General features: G+C 61.9%; 21 protein-coding genes, 1 CRISPR repeat array and 2 riboswitches. Of the genes, 15 read left to right on the top strand and 6 right to left on the bottom strand.

Annotation, left to right across the window (positions count from 1 at the left end; translation table 11 throughout):
• Nucleotides 1-327: 327 nt before the first annotated feature.
• Nucleotides 328-1,701, top strand: coding sequence for an aspartate aminotransferase family protein (locus tag AACI_RS13230; RefSeq protein ID WP_012811904.1), 1,374 nt, complete (start codon nt 328-330; stop codon nt 1,699-1,701).
• 51 nt (nt 1,702-1,752) lie between these two features.
• Here AACI_RS13230 and AACI_RS13225 read toward each other — a convergent pair whose 3' ends face one another.
• Nucleotides 1,753-2,355: a TetR/AcrR family transcriptional regulator gene (locus tag AACI_RS13225; RefSeq protein ID WP_012811903.1), complete on the bottom strand. Its 603-nt coding sequence runs from the start codon at nt 2,353-2,355 to the stop codon at nt 1,753-1,755.
• A gap of 179 nt (nt 2,356-2,534) precedes the next feature.
• Here AACI_RS13225 and AACI_RS13220 point away from each other — a divergent pair, with 179 nt between their 5' ends.
• Together AACI_RS13220 and AACI_RS13215 are read left to right on the top strand one after the other, a co-directional pair.
• On the top strand, nt 2,535-3,578 hold the full coding sequence (locus tag AACI_RS13220) for an NAD(P)-dependent alcohol dehydrogenase (protein ID WP_012811902.1): 1,044 nt from the start codon (nt 2,535-2,537) through the stop codon (nt 3,576-3,578).
• 119 nt (nt 3,579-3,697) lie between these two features.
• On the top strand, nt 3,698-4,963 hold the full coding sequence (locus tag AACI_RS13215) for an MFS transporter (RefSeq protein ID WP_012811901.1): 1,266 nt from the start codon (nt 3,698-3,700) through the stop codon (nt 4,961-4,963).
• A 60-nt stretch (nt 4,964-5,023) separates the two neighbouring features.
• On the opposite strand, the gene AACI_RS13210 is transcribed toward AACI_RS13215, so the two are convergent.
• Nucleotides 5,024-6,205, bottom strand: coding sequence for an aminotransferase class I/II-fold pyridoxal phosphate-dependent enzyme (locus tag AACI_RS13210; protein WP_012811900.1), 1,182 nt, complete (start codon nt 6,203-6,205; stop codon nt 5,024-5,026).
• Nucleotides 6,202-6,696, bottom strand: a complete 495-nt coding sequence (locus AACI_RS13205; RefSeq protein WP_012811899.1) for an Lrp/AsnC family transcriptional regulator — start codon at nt 6,694-6,696, stop codon at nt 6,202-6,204. The genes AACI_RS13210 and AACI_RS13205 overlap by 4 nt, the downstream gene beginning before the upstream one ends.
• A 189-nt stretch (nt 6,697-6,885) precedes the next feature.
• Here AACI_RS13205 and AACI_RS13200 point away from each other — a divergent pair, with 189 nt between their 5' ends.
• Complete coding sequence (locus AACI_RS13200) at nt 6,886-7,260, top strand: Asp23/Gls24 family envelope stress response protein (RefSeq protein WP_012811898.1); 375 nt, start codon at nt 6,886-6,888, stop codon at nt 7,258-7,260.
• A gap of 73 nt (nt 7,261-7,333) precedes the next feature.
• On the opposite strand, the gene AACI_RS13195 is transcribed toward AACI_RS13200, so the two are convergent.
• Genes AACI_RS13195 through AACI_RS13185 form a run of 3 tightly spaced genes read right to left on the bottom strand, consistent with a single transcriptional unit; the run spans nt 7,334 to nt 8,874 of the window.
• Complete coding sequence (locus tag AACI_RS13195) at nt 7,334-7,588, bottom strand: DUF2273 domain-containing protein (protein WP_012811897.1); 255 nt, start codon at nt 7,586-7,588, stop codon at nt 7,334-7,336.
• Nucleotides 7,581-8,129 carry an alkaline shock response membrane anchor protein AmaP gene (gene amaP / locus AACI_RS13190; protein ID WP_012811896.1) on the bottom strand — a complete coding sequence of 183 codons (549 nt, stop codon included), beginning with the start codon at nt 8,127-8,129 and terminating at the stop codon, nt 7,581-7,583. The genes AACI_RS13195 and amaP overlap by 8 nt, the downstream gene beginning before the upstream one ends.
• A gap of 31 nt (nt 8,130-8,160) precedes the next feature.
• Entirely contained in the window at nt 8,161-8,874 is a 714-nt protein-coding gene (locus AACI_RS13185) for an Asp23/Gls24 family envelope stress response protein (protein WP_012811895.1), read from the bottom strand.
• Nucleotides 8,875-9,510: 636 nt separating this feature from the next.
• On the opposite strand from AACI_RS13185, the gene AACI_RS13180 reads away from it, so the two are divergent.
• The 11 genes from AACI_RS13180 to cas8g1 all read left to right on the top strand — a co-directional run bounded on the left by AACI_RS13180 (nt 9,511) and on the right by cas8g1 (nt 24,355).
• Entirely contained in the window at nt 9,511-9,810 is a 300-nt protein-coding gene (locus AACI_RS13180; RefSeq protein ID WP_008339676.1) for a metal-sensitive transcriptional regulator, read from the top strand.
• Between the two features lie 40 nt (nt 9,811-9,850).
• Nucleotides 9,851-10,054, top strand: coding sequence for a heavy-metal-associated domain-containing protein (locus tag AACI_RS13175; RefSeq protein ID WP_012811894.1), 204 nt, complete (start codon nt 9,851-9,853; stop codon nt 10,052-10,054).
• Between the two features lie 100 nt (nt 10,055-10,154).
• On the top strand, nt 10,155-11,006 hold the full coding sequence (locus AACI_RS13170) for a Dam family site-specific DNA-(adenine-N6)-methyltransferase (protein WP_012811893.1): 852 nt from the start codon (nt 10,155-10,157) through the stop codon (nt 11,004-11,006).
• A 78-nt stretch (nt 11,007-11,084) separates the two neighbouring features.
• Nucleotides 11,085-11,876 (top strand): COG4705 family protein, encoded by a 792-nt coding sequence (locus AACI_RS13165; RefSeq protein ID WP_012811892.1) that lies wholly within the window; start codon nt 11,085-11,087, stop codon nt 11,874-11,876.
• A gap of 78 nt (nt 11,877-11,954) precedes the next feature.
• Nucleotides 11,955-12,057: riboswitch (purine riboswitch) on the top strand.
• A gap of 164 nt (nt 12,058-12,221) precedes the next feature.
• Nucleotides 12,222-13,691 carry a purine-cytosine permease family protein gene (locus tag AACI_RS13160; RefSeq protein WP_012811891.1) on the top strand — a complete coding sequence of 490 codons (1,470 nt, stop codon included), beginning with the start codon at nt 12,222-12,224 and terminating at the stop codon, nt 13,689-13,691.
• A 113-nt stretch (nt 13,692-13,804) separates the two neighbouring features.
• Nucleotides 13,805-13,917, top strand: a riboswitch (TPP riboswitch).
• A 163-nt stretch (nt 13,918-14,080) separates the two neighbouring features.
• Entirely contained in the window at nt 14,081-15,802 is a 1,722-nt protein-coding gene (gene thiC, locus AACI_RS13155) for a phosphomethylpyrimidine synthase ThiC (RefSeq protein ID WP_012811890.1), read from the top strand.
• Between the two features lie 90 nt (nt 15,803-15,892).
• A CRISPR array of direct repeats spans nt 15,893-16,217; the repeat unit is 37 nt; unit sequence GCTTCAATGGGGCCGCCGACGATCTCGGCGGAACAAC.
• 373 nt (nt 16,218-16,590) lie between these two features.
• A complete protein-coding gene (gene cas4 / locus AACI_RS13150; protein WP_012811889.1) occupies nt 16,591-17,229 on the top strand; it encodes a CRISPR-associated protein Cas4 in 639 nt (212 codons plus the stop codon).
• Nucleotides 17,217-18,257, top strand: a complete 1,041-nt coding sequence (cas1c, locus tag AACI_RS13145) for a type I-C CRISPR-associated endonuclease Cas1c (protein ID WP_012811888.1) — start codon at nt 17,217-17,219, stop codon at nt 18,255-18,257. The genes cas4 and cas1c overlap by 13 nt, the downstream gene beginning before the upstream one ends.
• 12 nt (nt 18,258-18,269) lie before the next feature.
• Complete coding sequence (gene cas2, locus AACI_RS13140) at nt 18,270-18,560, top strand: CRISPR-associated endonuclease Cas2 (protein ID WP_012811887.1); 291 nt, start codon at nt 18,270-18,272, stop codon at nt 18,558-18,560.
• A gap of 838 nt (nt 18,561-19,398) precedes the next feature.
• Nucleotides 19,399-22,020: a type I-G CRISPR-associated helicase/endonuclease Cas3g gene (cas3g, locus tag AACI_RS13135; RefSeq protein ID WP_012811886.1), complete on the top strand. Its 2,622-nt coding sequence runs from the start codon at nt 19,399-19,401 to the stop codon at nt 22,018-22,020.
• Complete coding sequence (gene cas8g1 / locus AACI_RS13130) at nt 22,010-24,355, top strand: type I-G CRISPR-associated protein Cas8g1/Csx17 (protein ID WP_012811885.1); 2,346 nt, start codon at nt 22,010-22,012, stop codon at nt 24,353-24,355. The genes cas3g and cas8g1 overlap by 11 nt, the downstream gene beginning before the upstream one ends.
• Nucleotides 24,356-24,359: the final 4 nt, after the last annotated feature.

The following is a 24,359-nucleotide window of genomic DNA, read 5'->3' as shown; positions in this document are numbered from 1 at the left end:
AGCAGAGAAAAGGCATGGGGAGGAAGGTCAGGACTGTCGCCCCCCGCCACATCGCAGCCCGAGGGCGCAGAGCATCGCGATAAGCCGACGGCGAGTCACGTGTGACTGCACCACGCCGCGGCGGACGTCCTGCATTTCCATGGAAGCGTCACATGGCTTTTTCCTGCCATGCGGGTGATGTGATCGTATTACCATTCACTACGATTGGAAATCAATAGCTTTCCATGGAACAACGCGCGATGGCAATTCTACCGAGATCGCAGGCCGGAGACGTATGGTACACTGGTCTCAATCTGATTCGGATTTTTCTGCGAGTGAGGGATGCCCATGTCGGTGGAAGAAGAGGTGCTTGGCGCGGGCGCGCCGGCGTGGCTCGAGAAGGACAGGCGGTACGTGTGGCACGGCATGGTGACGTACGCCGCGGCGCAGAACCCGATGGCTATTGTGGAGGGGGACGGCGCCTGGGTCGTGGACGCAGAGGGGCGGCGTTACCTTGATGCGATGTCGGGGCTCTGGTGCGTGAATCTCGGGTATTCCCAGCCGAGGCTGGCGGAGGCGGCGCACCGGCAATTGACCACGATGCCGTATTATCCTCTCACGAACACGCATCTGCCGGCCATTCAACTCGCCGAGAAGCTCAGCGACTGGCTTGGCGCGGAGTACCGCGTGTTCTTCTCGAACAGCGGTTCGGAGGCGAACGAGGTCGCGTTTAAGATCGCCCGGCAGTACCACGCCCAGCGCGGCGAGCCGAATCGGTGGAAGATCCTCTCGCGCTATCGCGCGTACCACGGCAACACGATGGGCGCGCTCGCGGCTTCCGGGCAGTTCGAGCGAAAGTACAGGTACGAGCCGCTGGCGCCGGGCTTCGTGCACGTGCCGCCGCCCGACTGCTATCGCTGCCCGTTTGGCCGCACGCCGTCAACGTGCGCGCTGGAGTGTGCGGCGCACATCGACGACGTCATGCGCTGGGAATTCGACGATACCATCGCGGCGGTCATCTTGGAACCCGTCATCACGGGCGGGGGCGTGCTCGTGCCGCCCGATGGATATCTGCAGAAAGTGAAGGAGATATGCCACCGGCATGGCGCGCTGATGATTGTGGACGAGGTGATCTGCGGCTTTGGCCGCACCGGGGCTCGGTTTGGCCACCAGCGCTTCGGCGTGCAGCCGGACATCGTGACCATGGCCAAGGGCATCACCAGCGGCTACCTGCCGCTCGCAGCCACGGCCGTGCGGGCCGACCTGTTTGACGAGGCCTTCGCCCGCGACGAGGACTACGCGCACCTTCGCCACGTGAACACGTTCGGCGGCCATCCGGCCGCGTGCGCGGTGGCCCTTGCGACGCTCGACATCATGGAAGCGGAAGGCTTCGTGGATCGCGCCCGCCACCTGGGGGAGGTGCTCGCGGCGGAACTCCAGCGCCTGCGCGGGATTCAGGTGGTGGGCGATATCCGGACCTTCGGGCTTCTCGCGGGCATCGAGCTCGTGGAGGACCGCGAGACGAAGGCGCCTGCCTCGGCCTCTCTCACGGCGCAGGTCGTATCCGAGTGCCGAAAGCGCGGCGTGATCGTCGGCAAAACCGGAGACACGACGCCTGGCGGCAACAACGTCATCACGCTTTGTCCTCCGTTTGTGGTGTCGGAGGAGGAACTGCGGCACATCGTGCACGTCCTCGAAGAGGCGCTGCAGGCCGTGGTGTGAATATCCTTCCTGCCCCCGCACGGCCACCCCGGCCCGTGCGGGGCGCTTGCTTTACGCGGGACGCACCTGCGACGTCTCGCGCGGCGACGCGGGCTTTTCGGCGAGGGATGGGAGTTGGGTGTATACCGATTCGAGCATTCGCCCAATCCGATCCGCCATCACCCGAGGCGGATACGGCATCCCCTCCTGCAGCCACCATTCCACCGTGCCCACGTAGGCGTTCACGACAAACTGCAGAATGGCGTCTTCCTCGGGCAGCGGATCCCTTCCCACCACGCGCCGGATCTCCCGCGTGAAGGACGCCTTGCACGACTCGACGTAGCGGCGGCGAAAGTAGGGAGCGCCGGCCTGGGTCAGCATGGTGCCGAAGAAATCGTATCGATCCGCCAGGTACTGAAAGCACTGCTCCGTGGCGGGGACCCAATCGAGCTCGGAGACGCATTGGCCGAACTCGTCCATGTCGCGAATGGCGTCTTCCATGACGCGATCGAGCAGGTCGTATTTGTCGAGGAAGTGCAGGTAGAAGGTCTTGCGACTGACGTTTGCGCGCTCTGTGATATCCTGCACGGTGATGTGGTCGAAATCCTTCTCCTTCATCAAAGCCACAAAGGCATCCCGAATGGCCTGCCGCGACTTCTGCACGCGCCGGTCCAACCGAATCCCTCCTCGGTGTGCATCTCTCCGTTGAGATACGAAACAAACGCGGTGAGCGTGAGTACTAATGCGCACTCGGCTTCCATCTGTCCATGGCGAAGGAGGATGTCTACGCTACAATCATACACGGACGAAGCTTATTGCACATCTGTTTCGAATCGGCAGAGGAGGTCGAAGGGATGCAGGTCAAGGCTCGCGGCGTGTTGAGCAAGGAGAGCCCGTTTCATGCCATCAAGATCGAGCGGCGGGAGCTTCAGCCCGACGATGTGCTGATTGAAATCCACTACTGCGGCATCTGCCACTCCGACATCCACTCGGCCCGCGGCGAGTGGGGCGAGGTGCGGTATCCATTCGTGCCCGGGCATGAGATCACCGGCATCGTCTCGAAGGTCGGCAGCCAGGTGACCAAGTTCAAGCCGGGCGATCGCGTCGGCGTGGGATGCATGGTCGACTCGTGCGGCGAATGCGAGAACTGTAAGCGCGGCGACGAGCAGTACTGCGTGAAGGGCAACATCCAGACGTACGGCAGTGTCGACCGCTACGGGCAGTACACCATGGGCGGCTACTCCACGCACATCGTGGTGAAGGAGGACTTCGTCCTCCGCATCCCGGATGCGCTGCCTCTGGACAAGGCGGCGCCGCTTCTGTGCGCGGGCATCACGACGTACTCGCCGCTTCGCCACTGGCAGGCGGGCCCGGGAAAGGAGGTCGCCGTCGTCGGCCTCGGGGGGCTCGGTCACATGGCCGTGAAGCTCGCGAAGGCGATGGGGGCGAAGGTCACCGTGCTCTCCCAGTCCCTGCGGAAAAAGGAGGACGGCCTGCGCCTCGGCGCGAAAGCCTACTACGCGACGAGCGATCCCGAGACATTCCGCCAGCTCGCCGGACGCTTCGATCTCATCATCAACACGGTGTCGGCGAAGATCCCCATCACTGAGTATCTGGGCCTTCTGAAGACGGATGGCGCTCTGGTCAACGTCGGCGCGCCGCCGGAGCCGCTCGAGGTGAACGCGTTTGCGCTCATCGCACAGCGCCGCACGTTTGCGGGCTCCTGCATCGGCGGCATCCGCGAGACGCAGGAGATGCTCGATTTCTGCGCTGAGAGCGGTGTGACGCCCGAGATCGAGGTCATCTCGGCGGACGAGATCGACGCGGCGTGGGAGCGGGTGCTGAAGTCGGACGTGCGGTATCGATTCGTGATCGACATCAGCACGATGCGCAATTGATGTCGTCTGCGGCTGGCTGATCCGGCCTGTTGCGCGATACAATGGACCTCGGAAGATCGGAGAACGGAGGCAACCTCATCTGCCTCCGTTTTCTCTCGTTTATCGGGGGAGTGACGACATTGACCCGTCAGGAAAGCCCGTATCGGTGGGTGGTGTTCTTCACGGCGCTCGCGGCGTACTACCTCATCGTCAGCCAGCGGACGGCGCCGGGCCTGGTGACCAATTCGTGGATGAGCGAATTTCACATTTCGGCGGGCGCGCTGGGCCTGATGGATAGCGTGCAGTTCTTGGCCTACGCGCTCTTACAGGTGCCGGTTGGCCTCTTGGCGGATCGGTTTGGGCCGAACCGATTCTTGATCTTCGGAACGCTGACGAATGCACTGGGCACGTTGCTCACGGGCGTGGCGACGCACGCCTGGGTGCTGTTTGTGGCCAGATTTCTCGTCGGGGTGGGGGACGCGACCATCTTCGTCAATCTGGTCGCCGTCATCAACCTGTGGTTTCGTGCGCAGGAATTCGTCGCGCTGCTCGGCATCATCGGCGTCGCGGCGGGGCTCGGATCGCTCACGGCGACGGTTCCTTACGCGCTCTGGATCCACGCCTGGGGATGGCGCAGCCTGTTTGTGGGCGTGAGCCTCATCTTGTTCGGACTTTGCGGGGCGCTATACGTGGTCCTGGTGCAACGGCCGAAGCGCATGTTTGAGGGCGACGTCAAGCGGGCCGGCGAGCCGGTGCGACCGGCGAGCGTCCGCGAGGCCATCCGGCAGACCTTCACGTCGCGGCAGGCGTATGCGCTCGCCATGTGCCATTTTGGGCTCGTGGGCACGTATGTCGGCTTCATGGGATCGTGGGGCGTGGCCTATTTCATGCAGGTGTTTCACATGGCGAGATCGGCTGCGAGCGCCATCGTCATGCTGGGGCTCGTGGGCGCGATGGTCGGCGGGCCGCTCACCAGCTGGCTCGCAAGCCGATTTGGCCAGGTGAAGCGTCTCTACACCTTCGTGCACGCCGTCACGTTCCTCAGTTGGCTCGTATGGTTTGCGAGCGGCATGCGCCCGTGGTTTGGCCTTGTGCCCGTCCTGCTTGCCCTCATTGGCTTTGGCAACGGCGGCAGCTCCCTGACGTTCGCCATCGTTCGGCAGACGTTTCCGGTGGAGCGCGTGGGCGTGGTGTCTGGCTTCGCCAACATGGGCGGTTTTGTGAGCGCCGTACTCCTGCCTTCGCTGTTCGGCGTGGTCCTCGACCAGTTTCCGGGCGATCGCGCCCTCGGGTTTCACTTTGGCCTGCTCATCCCTGTGCTGTTCACCGCGGTCGGCGTGACGGGTGCCCTGCTCGCGCGCGACGTGAAACGCCCTGCGGCAATTCCCGTCCAGGAGACGGTGTGAGAGGCGAAGAACCGGAGCCGCCGCGCTAGGCGGCCCCAGGCCCCGGCTCATCCGAAATGGCTATCTCACCGGGTGATACGCGAGGTTCTGCACAAATGCGCGCATTCTCCGCAGCGCCTCCTCGATGAGCTCCACCGAGGTGGCGTACGAACACCGGACGAACCCCTCGCCGGGATCGCCAAACACGTTGCCAGGCACCACGGCCACGCCCTGCTCGAGGAGCAGGCGCTCGGCGAACTGCTCCGAGGTGAGCCCCGTGGGGCGGATGTCAGGGAACGCGTAGAACGCGCCCCGCGGCTCGTGACACGGCAGCCCGATCTCGTTCAGACCTGCGACAATGAGCTTCCGCCGCCTGTCATAGCTCTCCACCATGCGATCCCGCTCGTCGTCCCCGTTTCGGAGCGCTTCCAGCGCGGCCCGCTGCGCCATGTGGGGTGCGCACATGATGGTGTACTGGTGAATCTTGAGCATGGCCGAGATGATGGGCTCCGGCCCAGCCGCGTAGCCGATGCGCCAGCCCGTCATGGCGTACGCCTTCGACATGCCGCTCACCAGGACGGTTCGATCCCGCATCCCCGGAAGCGCGGCGATGCTCACGTGCTGGCCGCCGTAGGTCAGCTCCGCGTAAATCTCGTCGGACACCACAAACAGATTGTGGCGCAGGACGACGTCCGCGATGGCTTGGAGGTCCGCCTTGTCCATGACCGCGCCGGTCGGATTGTTCGGGAAACAGAGGACGAGCACCTTGCTCCGCGGCGTGATGGCTCGTTCCAGCGCGTCCCCGGTGAGGCGAAAGCCGTGCTCGGCGTACGTCGGCAGCTCCACCACTTCCGCGCCTGCGAGCAGCGCGCACGGCTTGTAGCTGACATACGTGGGCACGGGGATGAGGACCTCATCGCCCGGGCACACCAGCGCGCGAAGCGCCAGGTCGATAGCCTCGCTTCCGCCGACCGTCACAAGAATCTCGTGAGACGGATCGTACGCCAGCTCAAACTTCGTGAGATATTTGGCGATCTCGACGCACAGTTCCGGGAGCCCCCTGTTGGGCGTGTACGTGGTGTAGCCCTGCTCCAGCGAATACATGCACGCCTCGCGAACGCGCCAAGGCGTCACGAAGTCGGGTTCGCCCACGCCGAGCGAGATGACGTCCTGCATTTGGCTGGCGAGATCGAAAAAGCGGCGGATGCCAGACGGGGGAAGGTTGCGAACGACGGGCGACAAACGGTCATACAGCGTGCTCATGGCGTGATCATCAGTCGCCTTTCTCCATCTGTGTCGTCGTAGATGACGCCATCCGACTTGTACGTCTTGAGCAGGAAGTGCGTCGCCGTGGATGTGACGTTTTCGAGCGTCGCCAGTTTCTCGGAAACGAACCGGGACACTTCACGGAGATCTCGCCCGACGACCGTCACCTGAAGGTCGTAGCCCCCCGACATCAGGGCGACGGACTTCACCTCGTCGAACCGGTAGATCTTGCGCGCGATGGCGTCGAAGCCGACCTCCCGCTGGGGGAGCACCTTGACGTCGATCACGGCCGTCACCTGATTGACAGGGAGCTTATCCCAGTTGACGACGGCCGAGTAGCGTAGGATGACCTTTTCCTCCTCGAGCTCTCGGATGGTGCTTTCGATCACGTCCGGCGTCTCGCCGAGCATGCGTGCGATGGTCTCGGCGCTGAGTTTGGCGTTTTCGTGAAGAAGATCGCAGATTTTCAGGCGCAGCGCGTCGTTCATGAAAATCCCCTCTGTGGCCGCGATGTGGTCGGCATTCGCATGTGGCTCTCATTGTAGCACAGTTTCGCCGCACGTGCCGGAAGATTTCGATGAACGGGCGCTGGATTGAAGTCGGAGAAAAATCCTTTGCGACATGCCAAAATACATGGTACAATAGAGGAAAGTTATGAATCCTGTAGGAGTGATAGGATGCCGAAGACGGTGGAGACCAGCCTGGGTAAGGTGCAGATTGCGGAAGAAGTCGTCGCGAAGATCGCGGGTATGGCCGCGCTGGAATGCCCCGGGTTGGCAGGCATGGCCCCGCGCCGCCAGGTCATGGACCGACTGAACGAAGTGCTGAGGCGCGAGAATCTGGAGCGCGGCGTGGACGTCCAAATTGGGCCAAACGGCGATGACGTCAAGGTTGGTCTGTACATCATCGTGCAGTACGGCGTGAACATCTATGATACGGCAGTCAACGTGCAGGAGCGAGTGGCGGACGCGCTCAATCGGTACATTGGTATGGACAACACGCAGATTCACGTGTACGTCCAGGGCGTCGACTTCGGCGATACCAACCGCTGAACAGCTCCGGATTTGGATGAGGAACGCCGCCGGGCCATGACTCGGCGGCGTTTTCGTCTCTGTATGCTGTGTCTCACATGTCGTCGCGGGGACGTCTGCGGTTGGCCAACTGAGCCAGCAGGCGTTCCGCGATGCCCGCCACGGATCCTTCTTGCTCCCAGATGCGCCCAAACCCATAGAAGAGCGCGACGAGCACGGCGAGCAACACCATCCGCCAGAATCCAACGATCATCCAGATCACCCACACGGCGACGCCCAACATGAGGCCATGATACCGATGCGGCAGGTTCGCGAACCATTCCCAAGCGTCTCGCAGGGTCTCACGCACCGCTACCACTCCAAACCCGCATGGATCGGTTATTGTCTCCGAGTTCCGTGACCTGAACGAGAATGCGCTCCACAGGCACGTGCGTCGTCTCTTCAAGGTACGACTTCACCGCGTTCTGCGCCTCCTTGGCGAGTGCGGCGATGTCGATGTCGGGCAGAACGCGCATGCGCAGCGTGAGGATCAAGCCTCCTTGTCCCTGGTGGACGATGGTCTCAAAGGTGGACACACCCCGCAGCTGGGAGCCTCGCCGGTTGGCGAGTTGAATGAGCGTGTCATACGTAATGCGGATTGGGCCGTGATCGCCCGAAACCATCACGGAGTCCACCTTCGGATCCCGCCGCCGCCGGAAGAACAGGAATCGGATGGCGATGAGGGCGGTGACGACGCCTACCACCATCGTCACGATGTTGTACGGCTGTCGAGTGAGTTCCATTTGGACCCAGCCGATGGGGACGGCCGCGCCGACGAGCACCACGGCGACGCCGAGGACCAGGGCCAAGACGGACAGGATGAATAGGAGCAAGCGGTCAAACAGGTTCACCTTCATTCCCCCCCAAGCGTCATGTCGCGCGCTACTCGTGCAACTGGTCCTTGGCTTTGTCGGCTGCTCGATCCGCCGCGTCCTTCGCGGCTTCGGCGACTTGCTGAGCAGCGTCCTTGGACGTCTCGTATGCAGATTGTGCCGCGTCCTTCACGGCCTCCACGCCTTGCTGTGCCTTTTCCGCCGCCGCGTCCACGACCTGCTGGGTCTTTTCCTTCGCCGTTCCGATGGCCTCAGCGGCCGCGTCCTTCGTCGCCTGTGCGGCGGACTGCACCTTGTTCTTCGCCGTGTCGTAGCCCTGCTTCACCAAATCCGTGCCTTGCTGAATCAGATTGGATACTTTGCCCGGCAAGCCAAATCCCTCGCTCTCCTCGTCTTCGTCTCGAAGGGACAGCCCCACGACGTGCACGTGGACTGCGGCCACGCGAAGCCCCGTATATTGCTCGACGGACGACTGAACGTGTTCCTGGATGCGCGCCGCAACCTCAGGAATCCGATAACCATACCGAAGAACCACTTGCACGGTGAGCATACAGGCCTGCGATTCGTTCGAAAACTCGACCTTCACGCCGCGCGTCAGGTTGCGCCGGCCCGTGATTTGCTCCGCAAGGCCGCTCACCGCGGAACCGGCCATCTTCGCCACGCCGTCAATTTCGGACAGCGCGACGCCCGCGATGGTCTGAATCACGTCCTCCGCAATGTGAATCGTGCCGCTCTCGGCCAGGGTATACTCCAGGTTGGCCATGCCCCTCGTCCCCTTTCACAATTGTAAATCTCGTCACGTCCACCTACATTCGTCATGCGGTCGAACTATCCGGTTGGTCGAAGGAAAGTCGACCCACCATCCTTTCCTAGGGGTTCGTTTGTGTGCGATTGTATCAAAGAATAGATGAAAAGGAAAGAAACGAATCAAAACTATGAAGTTTGTATATCTATACATGTTGTGTCAAAGCATCTTTTCATTGCTTGGTCTGGATGTGTGGCGACCGGCCATCGTTCCATGGATGCGTGTGCTGCCAAGTGCGGGTCGAAACATGGAGATTGTTCGCAATTGAGAACGTGCTCGGGGGCAGGTCTGGGTGCCGTATCTCGCTGAGGATGTCCATGGGCCCCACCTCGCAAAGACGAAACTCGCGAGGGCACCATGTGTGGATGCCGTACTGGCTTCGGTATGTTGACGCTAGCATAACCCATTCAGCGAGGAAGGACAACCTGTTCCTGTCGATGACTCACGAATTTCGTCGAGCGCCTGTCACAGTCGGGGGGCGCGTGCGTCATTGTGCATCGCCGGGCTGGATACCTTACAGGGGTTTCGTATACAATCGCCTTGGGAGAACACGTATTCCGTACACGCCGCTGCTGAACACCGGGAGGTCAAAGCGTGGAAGAGTCACACGCACATACGCACAGCTACGAGCCGATGAAGGCCGATCTCGTCCGCCGTCTGCGGCGCATCGAAGGTCAGGTGCGCGGGCTGCAGAAAATGGTGGAAGACGGGCGCTACTGCGTGGACATTCTCGTCCAGATTGCCGCCGTGAAAAGTGCGCTCCATCAGGTGGGGCTCTCTATCCTGGAGTCGCACACGCGCGGATGCGTGGCCGAGGCGCTGCGGGAGCGGGATCGAGAAGAAGAAAAGGTGGACGAGCTGATTCAGGTGCTTCGACAGTTCACGAAATTGTGAGCGGAAGCGGCATCATCCCCCGGCGAGAGGAGGTGACACGATGGCAACGACAACCCTGCGCGTGAAAGGTATGACCTGCGACGGCTGCGTGCGCTCCGTGACGCGCGCGCTGACTGCTGTCGAGGGCGTCTCCAAGGTGGACGTGAGCCTGGAGAAAGGAGAGGCCGTGGTCACGCACGCCGACTCGACGCCCGTTTCTGCGATTCGGGCCGCCGTCGAGGAAGCGGGATATGACGTGGAATGAGGCCATCGATCTCGGCCGGGATCCACTCCTTGGCCGAGATCGATCTCCGTTTCCTCTTGCGGTAGACGGCGGATCTGACTCCGTTTAGAATGAGGAGCAGATGAGCCGCCTGGTGCGGCCGCGAGGGGAGGCGGCGGGCATGAAGCCTTTTCTGAAGTGGGCGGGGGGCAAATACCGCCTTCTACCTTACATCCAACGTGCGCTGCCGCCTGGCCGGAGGTTGATCGAGCCGTTTGTCGGCTCCGGAGCCGTGTTCCTGAATACCAGCTACGACGCCTACGTGTTGTCGGATATCAACGCGGACGTGATCGCCCTGTACCGCGTGCTGAGCCTGCACGGAGAGGCGTTTATCGAGGCGTGCAGGCGCCTGTTTGTGCCCGAGAACAACTGTCCGGAGGTGTACTACGCGCTCAGGGATGAGTTCAATGCCTCGCGCGACCTCGTGAGGCGCGCCGCCCTGTTTGTCTACCTGAACCGGCACGGGTACAACGGGCTCTGCAGGTACAACGCGGAAGGGCGTTTCAACGTGCCGTTCGGCCGATACAAGCGACCCTATTTTCCCGAGCGGGAGATGCGGTATTTCTGCGAGAAGGCCAGGCGCGCCGAGTTTTTGTGCGTCGACTTCCGAGAGGTGATGCGCATGGCTGAGCCTGGCGACGTCGTGTACTGCGATCCACCGTATGTCCCGCTCTCGAAAACGGCAAACTTCCGCCAGTACGCGGCGCAGGGCTTCGGAGAAGCGGAGCAGCGCGATCTCGCCCGCATCGCGGAGGAGCTTGCCGATCGCGGGATCCCGGTGCTCATCTCCAACCACCTGACGCCCTTCACGGAGCGAGCGTATCGCCGCGCGGAGTGTCGACAACTGCAGGTTCGCCGAGCCATTAGCTGCCAGGGCGCTCGGCGAGGATATGCGCCGGAGGTGCTCGCGCTGTTCGCGCCGCGATCGCGTTGAACCTGTTTCGCCGCCGCGGCGTCCATCACCGTGGGTAACGGATGGCGCGCATTCGGTGCGCACACAGGAGGGATCGGCATGTCCACGGCGCGCGTGAGTACGCGGCGCATACGGCCTTTGGTCAGCAAAGTGCCTGAGATCACCGTGTGGTTTTGGGTCGTGAAGCTTCTCACGACGGCGATGGGAGAAGCGACCTCGGACTTTTTGGTCTTGCACGTCAACAAGTATTTGGCTGTGGTGCTCGGCGCCATCGCGTTTGGGATTGCGTTTTGGCTTCAATACCGCGCCAAGCGATATGTCCCTTACATCTATTGGGCCTTCGTCACGATGGTGGCCGTGTTTGGCACCATGGTCGCCGACGCCATCCACATCGTGCTCGGCGTGTCCTACTGGGCCTCGACCACGGCGTTTGCCATCCTGCTGGCTGCTGTGTTCATCACCTGGTACCGCGTGGAACGCACGCTCGACATTCACAGCATCGTGACCAAGCGGCGCGAACTGTTTTACTGGGCTGCGGTCCTTGCCACCTTCGCCATGGGCACGGCGTGTGGCGACATGACGGCCACCACGCTTCATCTCGGCTACTTCGCCTCCGGCATCCTGTTCATCGCGCTCTTCGGCGGGCCTTTCGTACTCAAGCGCTGGGGCGGCATGAATGAGGTCTTCGCATTTTGGTTCTCCTATGTCATGACGAGGCCGCTTGGCGCGTCCTTTGCGGACTGGTTGGGCGTCGAGAAAGCGTACGGCGGACTGGGCTTGGGGCGCGGGGCCGTGGCGCTCGCCACGACGTTCTGCATCGTCGTCCTCGTCGGCTACTTGACGATCACGTCAAAAGATCGGCCCAACGAATCCCTCGTGTCGAATTTGTAACAATTGCACAAACGTGACCGTTTCGCCGCCTGTGTGAGATATCTTCCATTGATTCGCGTGTCCTCGCTCGATACACTAGGCGTGTGATCCAAAAGGCCTCGTATAATGCCGGGAATATGGCTCGGCAGTCTCTACCAAGCGACCGAGAATCGCTTGCGCTACGAGGCCGTTGTCATAGAGCGGTGCCGCGATTGGCTGCCCCGCGAGCTGGGGATCCATGGCTCGCCGGTGGGCGCATCGTGCCCGATCTCTCCGTCAACGGCCTCATGGCGAGACGAACCACCGGGTTCGGTCGCCCGAGGTCTTTTCTGTTTTCATCACCAAACAAGAGGGGGAGTTCGGCCCATGGCCACCGCGGACGAGCTTCGTCAAACGGCGCAGGTCGACGAGGCGTTTCGGCTCGAAACAGAGGGCAACGGCATCATCGCGGAACATCATCGGCACGGGATGCCGCGCGAATTATTCTACGTATGGTTCGCCGCAGTCCTGACGTTTACCGGTGTCGTGACCGGGCAGCTTTTCACGGGCGTCTTCGGTTTGAACGTCTGGGAGAGCCTTCTCATCGTTCTTCTGTGCTCCATGTCGTTTGCGGCACTCGGGCTCTATGTGGCTACCGGTCCGCGCGCGGGCACGGTGACGCTCACCATCTCTCGGGCCGCGTTCGGCGTGCACGGCGGCAAAATTCCGGCGTTTTTCAGCTGGTTCACTGCCGTCGGCTGGGAGAGCGTGACCATGGTCCTGACCGTCTGGGCGATGCTCAGCCTCGCGCAGTACGTCGGCCTACCGTCAACGGGCGTTGGACCGACGCTCGTGGCGCTCGTCATCACGCTCTTTCTCACGTATCTGGTGCCGATCCTGGGCCACGCGACGCTCGTCGTCATGCAGCGCGTCTTGGCCGTCATCCTGGCGGCCTGCACGGTGCTCGTGCTCTTCGCTGTGTTGCCTGACGTCAAATGGAACTTCAATCCGCCTGCGAGCGCGCTGGCTGCGCACGGGGTGTTCCCCACGTTCCTGCTCGCCCTCTCCGTCGGACTTGCGAGCACGTTCTACGGTTGGGCGAACTTCGCAGCTGACTACTCCCGCTATCTGCCGAAGGAGACCAAGACGAGCCGGATGGTGTGGGCGACTTTCCTCGGCGGTGGCCTTGCCAACTTCATCATGATGGGGCTCGGCGTGGTGCTCGGCACCATGATCAACGCCAAGGCCTTCTCCGAGAATCCCGTCATGGCCATCGCGAAGGCCATTCCGGAATGGGCCGCCATTCCGTTTCTGATTGTGGTGGTGCTCGGCGACATCTGTGCCAACTACCTGAACGCCTACAGCTCCGGCATGAGCTTCTTGTCCATGGGAATTCGACTCAAGCGCCACTTCGCGGTCGCGCTGGATGGCGCCATCTGCACGGCGATTGGCATTTACGCCCTGTTTTTCTCCAACAACTTCGTCGACTTCTTCGAGAATTTCCTGGACCTCATGATCACGGTCATGGGTCCGTGGGCGGCGATTTACATCGTCCACCACTTCGTGGTCCGTGGGCGCTATGCCGCGGACGATCTCGTCGACACGTCTCCGAGGTCCGTGTACTGGTACAACGGCGGTTTTAACTGGCGCGCCATCATCGCGTTCGTCATCGGCGCGGTGGCGACGTTCCTGTCCGTCAACAGCGCCTTGTGGCAGAGCCCGCTGACCAACGCGTGGTTCGGGGGAGCGGATGTCTCGGCGTACGCAGCGCCCATTGTCACGGGCATCGTCTATCTCCTTATTTCTCCGAGGCGCGAACGCGCCAACACGCGAAAGGTGGAGGCGAAGGCTTCGTAAGCGTAGCATCCACTTGGGTCGCGCGCGAGTTCCGTGCGCGGCCTTTTTGTATTCTCCGAGCTTTCGGAATGTGACTTGCTCCTGCTGCATACAAGTCCTATGATGAACATGAAATCTGCACACACGGGAGCTCGGTGTCACCGGGCTGAGAGGGCGGCTTTGGAGCTGCCGACCGTTGAACCTGATCTGGGTAATGCCAGCGTAGGGACTTCTGAATGCGTGCAGACAACGACAACAGAGCGCTTGTGCGACAGGTTCGTAGGTTCGAGCGTTCCGCTTGGAGCGGATGCTTGTCCTGTCGCGCGAAGCGCAAAACCCCTGCGAATCCCCAAAGGTCAGGGCAATCAGGCGCCCCATCCGCCCCTCCCGTACGAGGAGGGTAAATCGTGATGAGCACAGGTTTTGCCCCTTATTTCCCTTCGAGTCGGAAGGTGTACGTCTCCGGTTCGCGGCCGGACTTACGCGTCCCCATGCGAGAAGTCGAACTGGAGCCCACGCGCACGTCTTCAGGGTTTCGAGAAAACGCTCCTCTTCGCGTGTATGACACCAGCGGTCCGTACACGGATCCGGATGTCGCCGTGGATCCACACCGCGGCCTTCCGGCGCTTCGCGCGACGTGGATCGACGAGCGCGGAGACACCGAGTGGAAAGAACCGACTCGGCCGGCCGACGTGGATCCGACGCTCCTCCCTTTCCGCCGTAAAGCCCGGCGCGCGAAACCCGGCCGGATCGTCACGCAGATGCACTACGCGAAGCGAGGTATGGTCACGCCCGAAATGGAGTTCGTGGCTATACGCGAAGGGATGGATCCCGAGTTTGTTCGCCAGGAGGTGGCGAGCGGACGGGCCATCATTCCGGCCAACATCAACCACCCGGAATTGGAGCCCATGATCATCGGGCGAAAGTTTCACGTGAAGGTGAATGCCAATATCGGGAACTCCATTGTGTCGTCCTCGCTCGAGGAAGAAGTTGAGAAGATGCGCTGGGCCATCCTGTGGGGCGCCGACACGGTGATGGACTTGTCGACGGGCAGGCACATCCACGAGACGCGCGAGTGGATCCTGCGCAACTCACCCGTGCCCATCGGAACCGTGCCGATCTATCAGGCGCTGGAGAACGTGGGCGGGAGCATTCCAGACCTGTCGTGGGAAGTGTATCGAGACACCCTCATCGAGCAGGCGGAGCAAGGGGTCGATTATTTCACCATCCACGCGGGCGTTTTGCTTCGGTACATCCCGCTGACGGTGAACCGCGTCACGGGCATCGTTTCGCGAGGTGGATCGATCATGGCCGCTTGGTGCTTGGCGCACCACAAGGAAAACTTTCTCTACACCCACTTCGACGAGATCTGCGAGATTCTGGCTGCGTACGACGTCTCGATTTCGCTTGGCGACGGCCTGAGGCCGGGATCGATTGCCGATGCGAACGACGAAGCCCAGTTCGCGGAGCTCGAGACGCTCGGGGAGTTGACGAAGCGCGCGTGGGCGCACGGCGTTCAGGTGATGATTGAGGGCCCCGGGCACATTCCGATGCATTTGATTGAGGAGAACGTCGTCCGCGAGCGTGAACTCTGTCACGACGCACCGTTTTACACCCTCGGGCCCATCGTGACGGACATCGCGCCGGGCTACGATCACATCACATCCGCCATCGGCGCGGCGATGATCGCGTGGCACGGCACGGCGATGCTGTGTTATGTCACACCGAAGGAACACCTTGGGCTGCCGAACCGAGACGATGTGAAGGAGGGCGTGATCGCGTATAAAATCGCCGCGCACGCCGCCGACGTGGCGAAGGGCCACCCGCGGGCGCAGCACTGGGACGACGCGCTGTCCAAGGCGAGGTTTGAATTCCGCTGGCGCGATCAATTTCATCTCGCGCTCGATCCCGTCAGGGCCGAAAGCTTTCACGACGAGACGCTGCCGGCGGAGCCCGCGAAGACCGCGCACTTCTGCTCCATGTGCGGGCCGAAGTTTTGCAGCATGCGGATCACGCAGGACATACGCGCGTACGCACAAGAGCGCGGGCTTGCGCTTGAGGAGGCGATTGCCGAAGGCATGCGCGAGAAGGCGGAGGCGTTCCGGGCCGGCGGGGGAGACGTCTATCGGTGAGATGGGTTTGCACAGAAAGGCCGTTCCGATGCGGAGCGGCCTTTTTAGATGGGGCGGGGGCTCACGAGGTGGTTGAGGCGGTCGGCGGGCGCACCAATGGGGCCGCCAACGATCTCGGCGGAACAACCAGGATGATATGTTCGCGTTCCTGGCGGATGATATGCTTCAATGGGGCCGCCGACGATCTCGGCGGAACAACGGTGAGTGAACGTCGAGGTTTCGAGACGGTGCATGCTTCAATGGGGCCGCCGACGATCTCGGCGGAACAACGCGGTCCTTCGCGCGCGAAGCGCATCTCGATCCGAGCTTCAATGGGGCCGCCGACGATCTCGGCGGAACAACATTTGCGCTCAAAACGATTGGGTGATTCTTGCAATGGCTTCAATGGGGCCGCCGACGATCTCGGCGGAACAACGTTTCCGCTACGAGTCCGCTTCTGGCGCGGCTTGCCGGGCGAAAATCGCGAACCTCTTTGTGCCCGCTACATTTCCTCCCACCATGACGTTTCCATCATACCTTGTGCTTGCGCAAAAGTCCAGATGTGGTGCGGGTTTTGTGGAAATCGCGAACCTCCGGGGTTTTCGCCATCGATCCAGGTTCGCGGAACGTTCTCGCTTCATAGGGTCCGCTTATTCACCTCACGTCATTCACCACCCTTACATGCATTGTTTTGTAATCCATGTCTTCGGGTGTGCCAGTCGTGACCACTGAACGGGTATGTCCCCGCTTGCAAACGGCAATACTGTGTCTATCAAAGAAGACGATAGGCGCACGAGGAGGGACTCGCGATGGAGGACGACGAATGGCTGATACCCATTTCCGCTCTGCAACACTACGCCTACTGTCCGAGACAGTGCGCGCTCATCCACGTTGAGCAAACCTTTCTGGATAACGAGCTGACCACAAATGGTCATCTTCTGCACCGCCGTGTCGACGAAGACCACGTGTTTTCTGCGAGGGGATACAAGGTCATCACGGGCATGCGCGTGTGGTCGGACCGCCTGGGGCTCATCGGTCGATGTGACGTCGTCGAGTGGCATGGTGCAACGCCCTATCCCATTGAATTCAAGCATGGCAAGGCGCGACGCAGCCTGGCGCAATGCATCCAACTGTGTGCGCAGGCGCTTTGCCTCGAAGAGATGTTCGACACTCCGGTTCGCGAAGGCGCCATCTTCCATATCCAGAGCCACAGAAGGTCGCGCGTACTCGTGGACGACGCGCTGCGTCTAAAGACCATTGACGTGATCGCGCGGGTGCGCGACATGCTGCAGCGCAACGACATTCCGGCGCCCGTGGCAGACCGCCGTTGCGTCCACTGTTCTCTTCAACCTGCGTGTCTTCCGCAATGGTCCAAGCGTCCATCAGATGTCACGTTTTGGAACATGATTCAACAAGACCTTGGAGGTGAAACGACGTGCCGCCCGTAATCCTGAAAACGCTTTTCGTCCAGCGCGAAGGTGCCATCGTCCGCGTGCATCAGGACACGGTAGTCGTCACGTTGGAGAATGAAACGCTTCTACGCGTGCCCATGCACATGGTGGATTCCATCGTCGGCATCGGCCGCGTGTCGTTCACGAGTCCGCTCCTGGAGCGTTGCGCCGCCGAGGGGCGGTCCGTCGTTCGCATGACGCGGGGAGGACGTTTCTTGTATCGCATTGAGGGTCGGATGTCGGGCAATGTGCTCCTGCGCACCGCGCAGCATGAGGCGGCCCGCTCTCCCGAACGATCGTTAACGATCATGCGCGCGATTGTCGCGGGTAAAGTCCACAACCAGCGTCAACTCGTGCTAAAGGCCGCGCGCGATCTCACTGCTCCTGCAGACCGTTCTTTCGTCCGCGAGGTGGCGGGCGATCTCGGACGTGAGCTTCGCAAGCTCCCGTCGGCCTCACATCCCGACGAAATCCGCGGTGTCGAGGGTGCGAGCGCACGCCGGTACTTCATGGCATTGCGACATCTGATTGCTCCGGCCATTCGCGACGCACTGTCGTTTGACGGCCGCAATCGACGGCCTCCGCGTGATCCCGTCAATGCTGTGTTGTCCTTCCTCTACGCGCTCATCACGCGAGACGCAGAGAGCGCGCTGCTTGGCGTGGGACTCGATCCGCAGATTGGCTTTCTCCACACGCTGCGCCCGGGCCGCCCGTCGCTCGCGCTCGATCTGGTTGAGGAAATGCGCCCAATTTTGGCCGATCGCGTGATGCTGTCGCTCTTCAATCGCCGCCAACTGCAGCCTTCCGATTTCGAGGTTCTGCCAGGAGGGGCGGTGGAACTCACCGATTCGGGAAGGAGGACCCTTTTCGCCGAGTGGGACAGGCGCAAGCAGGTCGAGATCGAGCATCCCCTACTGAAACAGCCGGTCGCGTACGGACGGCTGCTTGACGTGCAGGCGAGGCTACTCGCTCGCGCCATCCGCTCACCAGCACTCGGCTACACGCCGTTTCTCTACCGAGGCTGAGGAGGCAAGGGTATGTTTTATGTCGTGACCTACGACGTGGCCACGGATACGAAGGAAGGGCAGAGGCGTCTTCGACGCATCGCGCAGGCATGTGAGGGATATGGCCAGCGCGTACAAAAGTCGGTGTTCGAGTGCGTCCTGGACCAAACGCGCTACGTGGAACTGGTGCACCGGCTTGGGGACGTGATCCGGCGCGACGAGGACAGCGTGCGCATCTATCGGACACAGGACTTCACGCGAAACAACCTAGTGGTGCTCGGGAAGGATCTCGGACTCCATCTGGATTCGCCGTGGACCGTGTGAAGACGAGATGGGCGAAACTCGCAGCTTTGGACTGGGGCTTCACTGCGGTGTCGCGGGCTCGTCGGTCGATGTGGCCATTCGCCTTGCTGCTCTAGCCCGTCTCCCCATGCCTTAAACGGGTGTCCTTATGCCTATTCTGAATAGTTAGTCAAAAGATCGCCACATATTCCGGATCTATACGACTTCCGGATCTTTAGAACGATCATGAGAGGTCGGGAGATGCATGTCCTCGTACACATTCAGCTCATAAACGAATCTATCTTCAAATGGGCCCGACCTCTCACCTGTATGCTACGTCGTGGAGCACAAAGTGTCAATTTGTGTAGTTACCTTGGCGTCGACACTTTTTATCGATCAATCACAAAAGTCCCGTGCCGACTGTCCATGGCGTCCGTGATCTTGGATATCACAGGCGGACGTTTCCAGCACAGTGAACAACCCCAGTTAAGCAGATTACACAGAGTAAGCCGGCGTGTCGCACAAAAAACTTTCTAGATACTTTTATGAGCTATTGACGACTCGCGCCTTTTGGTCTATCTTGGACGTGTGATTGGGCAGTACTCGTAACACACATTGTGGTAGTTCGATCCAGTGCCCCCCCTGAGTTTTTGTTACGTCTCACAGATTGGAGGTGATTCAAAAGAGGTTGAACATTCAATCCGAATGAAAGTGGCGGAACTCCGCATACCTGCCGGAACGCAGTCCTGCAAAGTCACTCTTATTCTTGTTCAAGAAACCTCATAGAGGAGTCTGCTAAATTAGCTATATTTTGGGATGATGTTCTTTCAAATTCGGTTTGTTCCTTAACAATTGAATACTGTCTAAGAAGGTGACGCCAATGCAGTTCTCTGAATTTTTTATGAAAGCCACGGGCGCGTCCCCTTATCCGTGGCAGAGCCGGTTGGCCACCGCCCCTGCGTGGCCGGACTTGCTCCGCATTCCGACCGGTGCGGGCAAGACCGGCGCCATCCTCGCGTGGGCGTGGCGCAGGAAGTACGGCGGAGATATGCTGCGCTCGCAAACGGGGATGCGGCTCGTGTACGTCCTGCCGCAGCGGGCGCTCGTCTCCCAGACCGCCGATACGGCCCGCACCTGGCTGTCTAGGCTACGCCTGGAGGGGGAAATCGGTCTTTCGGTGCTGATGGGCGGATCGGTCGATCACGCCTGGGATCTCGAGCCTGACAAACCGTGGATCCTCATCGGTACGCAGGATCAGATCCTTTCTCGCGCGCTGAACCGCGGCTACGGTGGCGTGAGCCGCTTCCGCTGGCCGCTTCAGTTTGCAATGCTGCACAACGACGTCCAGTGGATTGTGGACGAGGTCCAGCTGTTTGGTGATGGCCTCGCGACGACAGCGCAGCTGCAGGCCTTCCGAGAGCAGTTTGGCACGTTCGGCCCTGCGCACACGCTCTGGATGTCCGCCACCGCCTCGCCGGAATGGCTGCAGACGGTGGACGTGCGCAATGCCGGGCGAGAGCTTCAGGTCTGGGAACTCAATGAGGCGGATCGACAAGCGCTGAGTCGGCGCCTCATGGCGCCTAAGCCTATCCATCGCTGTCCGGTGAAGCTCAGCGGACCGCTCATCAAAGATGCGTCGGCGTACGCGAAAGAACTTGCCGGTTGGTTTGCCGCCGAGGGTCCGCGGGATGGACTCGCACTCATCGTTCTGAATCGCGTCAACCGCGCACAGGCTGTGTTTCAGGCGCTGCGCCAAGTCATGCCGGACGAGGACATTCGCCTCGTCCACGGCCAGTTTCGCGGACGGGATCGCGCTTGGCTCGCTGAAGAAGCGCGCACGCTCAGCGACAGGCGTGCCATCCTCGTGGCCACGCAGGTGGTGGAGGCCGGCATGGACCTCGACGCATCCCTCATGGTCACGGAGCTCGCGCCTTGGACGAGCCTGGTGCAGCGCTTCGGACGGCTGAATCGCACGGGGACGCGCGCGTCGGCCAGAGCGTACTGGATTGATGTGGACGTCGCGGACGAGCAGGCTTGTCTGCCGTATTCACCAGATTCCCTCGAGCAAGCCCGCGTCCAACTCGTCCAGCTTAGGGACGTGGGGCCAGTGCATCTCCCGCGCGACGTCGAACCGCTCACGTTCGGTCGCGTCCTCCGGCGGCGAGATCTCCTGCAGCTCTTCGACACGACGCCGGACCTCAGCGGAAACGACATCGACGTCTCTCCGTTCATCCGCGAGGTGGAAGACCGTACCGTGTCCGTGTACTGGGGGACATGGGAAGGCTCGACCCCGCCCGAGGGGCTGCGGGAAGTGTCGGAGGAGGACGTGTGCCGCGTGCCGCTCTCCAGGCTGCAGGACTATCTCAAGCGGAAGCGGAAGGTGCGCGGCGCCGAGCAGATCCGCGTGGCCTACACATGGAATTCCATCTTTGGGCGTTTTGATCCTGTGTTTGAACAGCGGGTCTTTCCCGGCTGGCTGTACCTCCTGCGTGCAGAACACGGAGGGTATGATCCGCACTTGGGCTTTGATCCCGACAGCTGGGCCGAGGTATCCCATCCCGTCCAGCTGAAGCCCACGTCCGAAGAGGACGCGGAAGACGCCGAGGAAGACAACGGTCCAGCACCTTCGCGCCCTGTGACGCTGGCGGCGCACACGGTGGATGTCGTGCGCGAAGCGCAGGCACTTCACCATCTCGCGGGCGGTGAAGATATGGCTGACGCCCTGCGCGAGGCAGCGTTTTGGCACGATGCCGGCAAACGCCATCCTCTCTTTCAAGCGAAGCTGCGGCTTGCCATGCTCGGCGAAGCGGGGTACCGGGAGCGATACGGTCACACGGACAGAGGCAACTTGTATCCCCCTCACGACGCCGAGCTTCTCGCCAAGAGTGGCACGCAGGTTGGACGGATGCCCGACTACCGCGTGCTGTTGTCGACCCATGCTTCGTCCAATCCAGCGGAAGCTCAAGAGACGCCACCCGCGACGCAGGATGGCGATGCCACCGCTCAAGCAGGCGCTCCGGTCGCCGTGGCAACGCGGAACGATCCGGCCCGCAAGGCGCGCAACATTCGCGGCTTCCGCCATGAGTTGGCGTCTGCCTTGGCATACCTCGATGCCGTGGCGCCCGAAGCGGTTAACGACCTTCGCACCCGCCTTGTGGCCTATCTCATCGCGGCGCACCATGGAAAAATTCGCGGCCAAATCCGGGCGAGCACAACGGAGCAGGCTCCGGCAGATGGCAGGCCCTTCGCGCGCGGCGTCTGGGAAGGGGATGAGCTCGAGGCGTATCCCATCCCAGGGCTCGGCGATTGGCCCCAGGTGCGCCTGAGCCTTTCCGTGATGCACATGGGCAGGGATCAGCGCGGCAGGGAGAGTTGGACCGAAGGCGTGCAGCGCTTGCTTCAGGCGTACGGTCCCTTTCGACTCGCTTGGTACGAGGCGCTTCTGCGCGTGGCGGATGGCCGCGCGTCGCGCAGGGAGGAGGTGGAATCGCGTGAACCATGAAATACGTCTGAACGGCTGTCGCCCGGTGCCTATGGCCGGGTATCTCAAGGCGATGGCCGTCTTGCGCCTACTCGCTGAGCAGCGCGATCCGGATGTCCGCGGCTATTGGCACCAAGACGTCTTCTGCATCCAAACCGAACTCTCGCCAGATCAACTCGTCGATTTCTTCCTGCGCACCTACCGGCCCACGCCCATCATGGCGCCGTGGAACGGGGGCGGGGGCTTCATCCGCGGAAAGAACAGGGAGCCGGTGGACTGGCTCCGCAACACGAGCGGGGAACGGTTTCGACCCTATCGAGACGCTTTGCAAGCCGTGGATCGCGTGTTCGCGGGCACGCCCCTGACCGACAAACCCAAGGATGAGGATAAAGTTGCGCTCCTCGCGCGTCTGCGGGCCGAACTGCCAGACGAAGCGGTGGAGTGGCTGGACGCCGTCGCTGCCATCACGGCCGATCGCTTGGGGTTTGCGCCCATCTACGGCACCGGCGGCAACGACGGCAACTTCGAGTTCACGAACAACTTCATGCAACGATTGCGGGAGATGTTCCAGCCGGATGGGACGCCGACCGATGTGGCCGAGCGGCTGCTCCGCGCCGCTCTGTTCGAGGAACCGGTGAACGGCCTTCTCAACGTGTCCATTGGCCAGTTCCAGCCAGGGCAAAACGGCGGGCCGAACGCGGGCCCGGGATTCGAAGCGAGTCGCCGCGTCAATCCGTGGGACTTCATCTTTTCGCTCGAAGGCGGCATCCTCTTCTCCGCAGCGGCTGCCCGCAAGTTTGGCCGCCAGCACACCGACTTCACGTATCCGTTCACGGTTCGGGCGGCTTCAGGGGGTCAAGGCGCCATGAGCGTGTCCGATGAGGGCCAAAAGGCGCGCGCGGAGACGTGGCTGCCGCTCTGGCGCCGCCCCGCGTCCCTCCCCGAGCTCGAGCAATTTCTCCAAGAGGGCCGGGCGCAGGTCCGTTCACGGCTCATGTCGGTCGGCTGGCGCCCTGCGCGCACCGGCGTCGACTTCGCGCGCGCGTGCGCGGAGCTCGGCATCGACCGCGGCGTCGACAGCTTCCAGCGCTATGCGTTTCTTGAGCGCTACGGGCGCATGTATTACGCCGTGCCCCTCAGCCGCTTTCACGTTCGGCGTCGCCCCGAAGCGGACGTCCTGGACGATCTCGACCGCTGGTTAACGCAAGTTCAAAGCCTCCCGTCGATGGAGGAGCCACCGCTGTCCGCGCTGTCCGCGCTTCGCCGCGTGGAGGACGCCGTGTTCGACTTGTGCCAGCACGGGGGCGCTCACCGCGTCCGCGAGCTCATCGTGGCGGTTGCGCAGCTAGACCGCGTGGTGTCGCGGCGGGCGGACTTGCGCGAGCGCGTCGAACCTTTGGCGCTGGCGTCACAAGCATGGATTGAGCAAGCTTGGCCCCAAGATGCCAGGGAGCAGGCAGAGTTTTCCCTCGGCCTCGCCATCGGCACGATGCGGGATGTGGGCGAGATCAGCCATCGCGAGTATTTTGCACCGGTGGTCCTGCATGAGCGCCGCACGTGGCAGTGGGTGAGCGACGAGGAGATGCCGTCCGCCCGCGTGCGACTTGCCTTCGACAGCCCGGACCTCGTCCGCTGCTTGCTCACGCTCGCCGAACGCCGCCTGCTGGACGAGGAACGCTTGCGTCAGCGCAAGGACGAGTCGGAGGGAGCCCAAGACAGGAAGCATCAGGAGGGCAAGTCTGAAGACAAGTCCAAACTCAAGTCCAAGATTGGCTTCCACAGTCGGCGGGAACCCTTCGCCGCCCGTTTGGAGCATCTCGTGCCGTTTTGGTTCGGCGAGACGCGGGACGCTCGCATCCTCGACTATGCATGGGCATTTTCAGCGTATCGGGGCGATGCGCCGAGCGTCTTGCATCAGGATGGCGCACGGGACGTACGTGGCGAAGCGACACCTGCATGGATCCCGTATCTGTACGCGCTCCTGCGCCTCACCTTCACCTCAGAGCGCGAACTTCGCCGCGCGCTAGAATCCGTCTCGCGCCGCGACTTGGGGCAGCCGCCGGTGGTGGAAGATTTCTCCCTCCCCGTGCCACGCGAAGTGTTAGCGCTCCTCGGTGCGGATCGCCCGGCCAACGCGGTGCGCGCCCGTGAAGTGTTGGAGCGCCGCTTCCTGGCGAGCGGACTTGCGCCGCGCCACCGCGGCACCGACACCATCGGATTCTCGCCGCGCCGCATGCTCGCGTCGGCAATTGTGCCCATCCAATCGAGGTCGCTCGAGATTCTCGCGTCTCGCCTGTGGCCCAAACAGGACGAGGACGTCGATTCTGCGGCGGAAGCAGCCGTGTTCCAGTCGTGAGAAA

It is taken from the genome of Alicyclobacillus acidocaldarius subsp. acidocaldarius DSM 446 (assembly GCF_000024285.1).
Lineage (GTDB): Bacteria > Bacillota > Bacilli > Alicyclobacillales > Alicyclobacillaceae > Alicyclobacillus > Alicyclobacillus acidocaldarius.
Note: the sequence above shows the minus strand (reverse complement) of the source record. Positions and strands in the feature narration are given on the sequence as shown.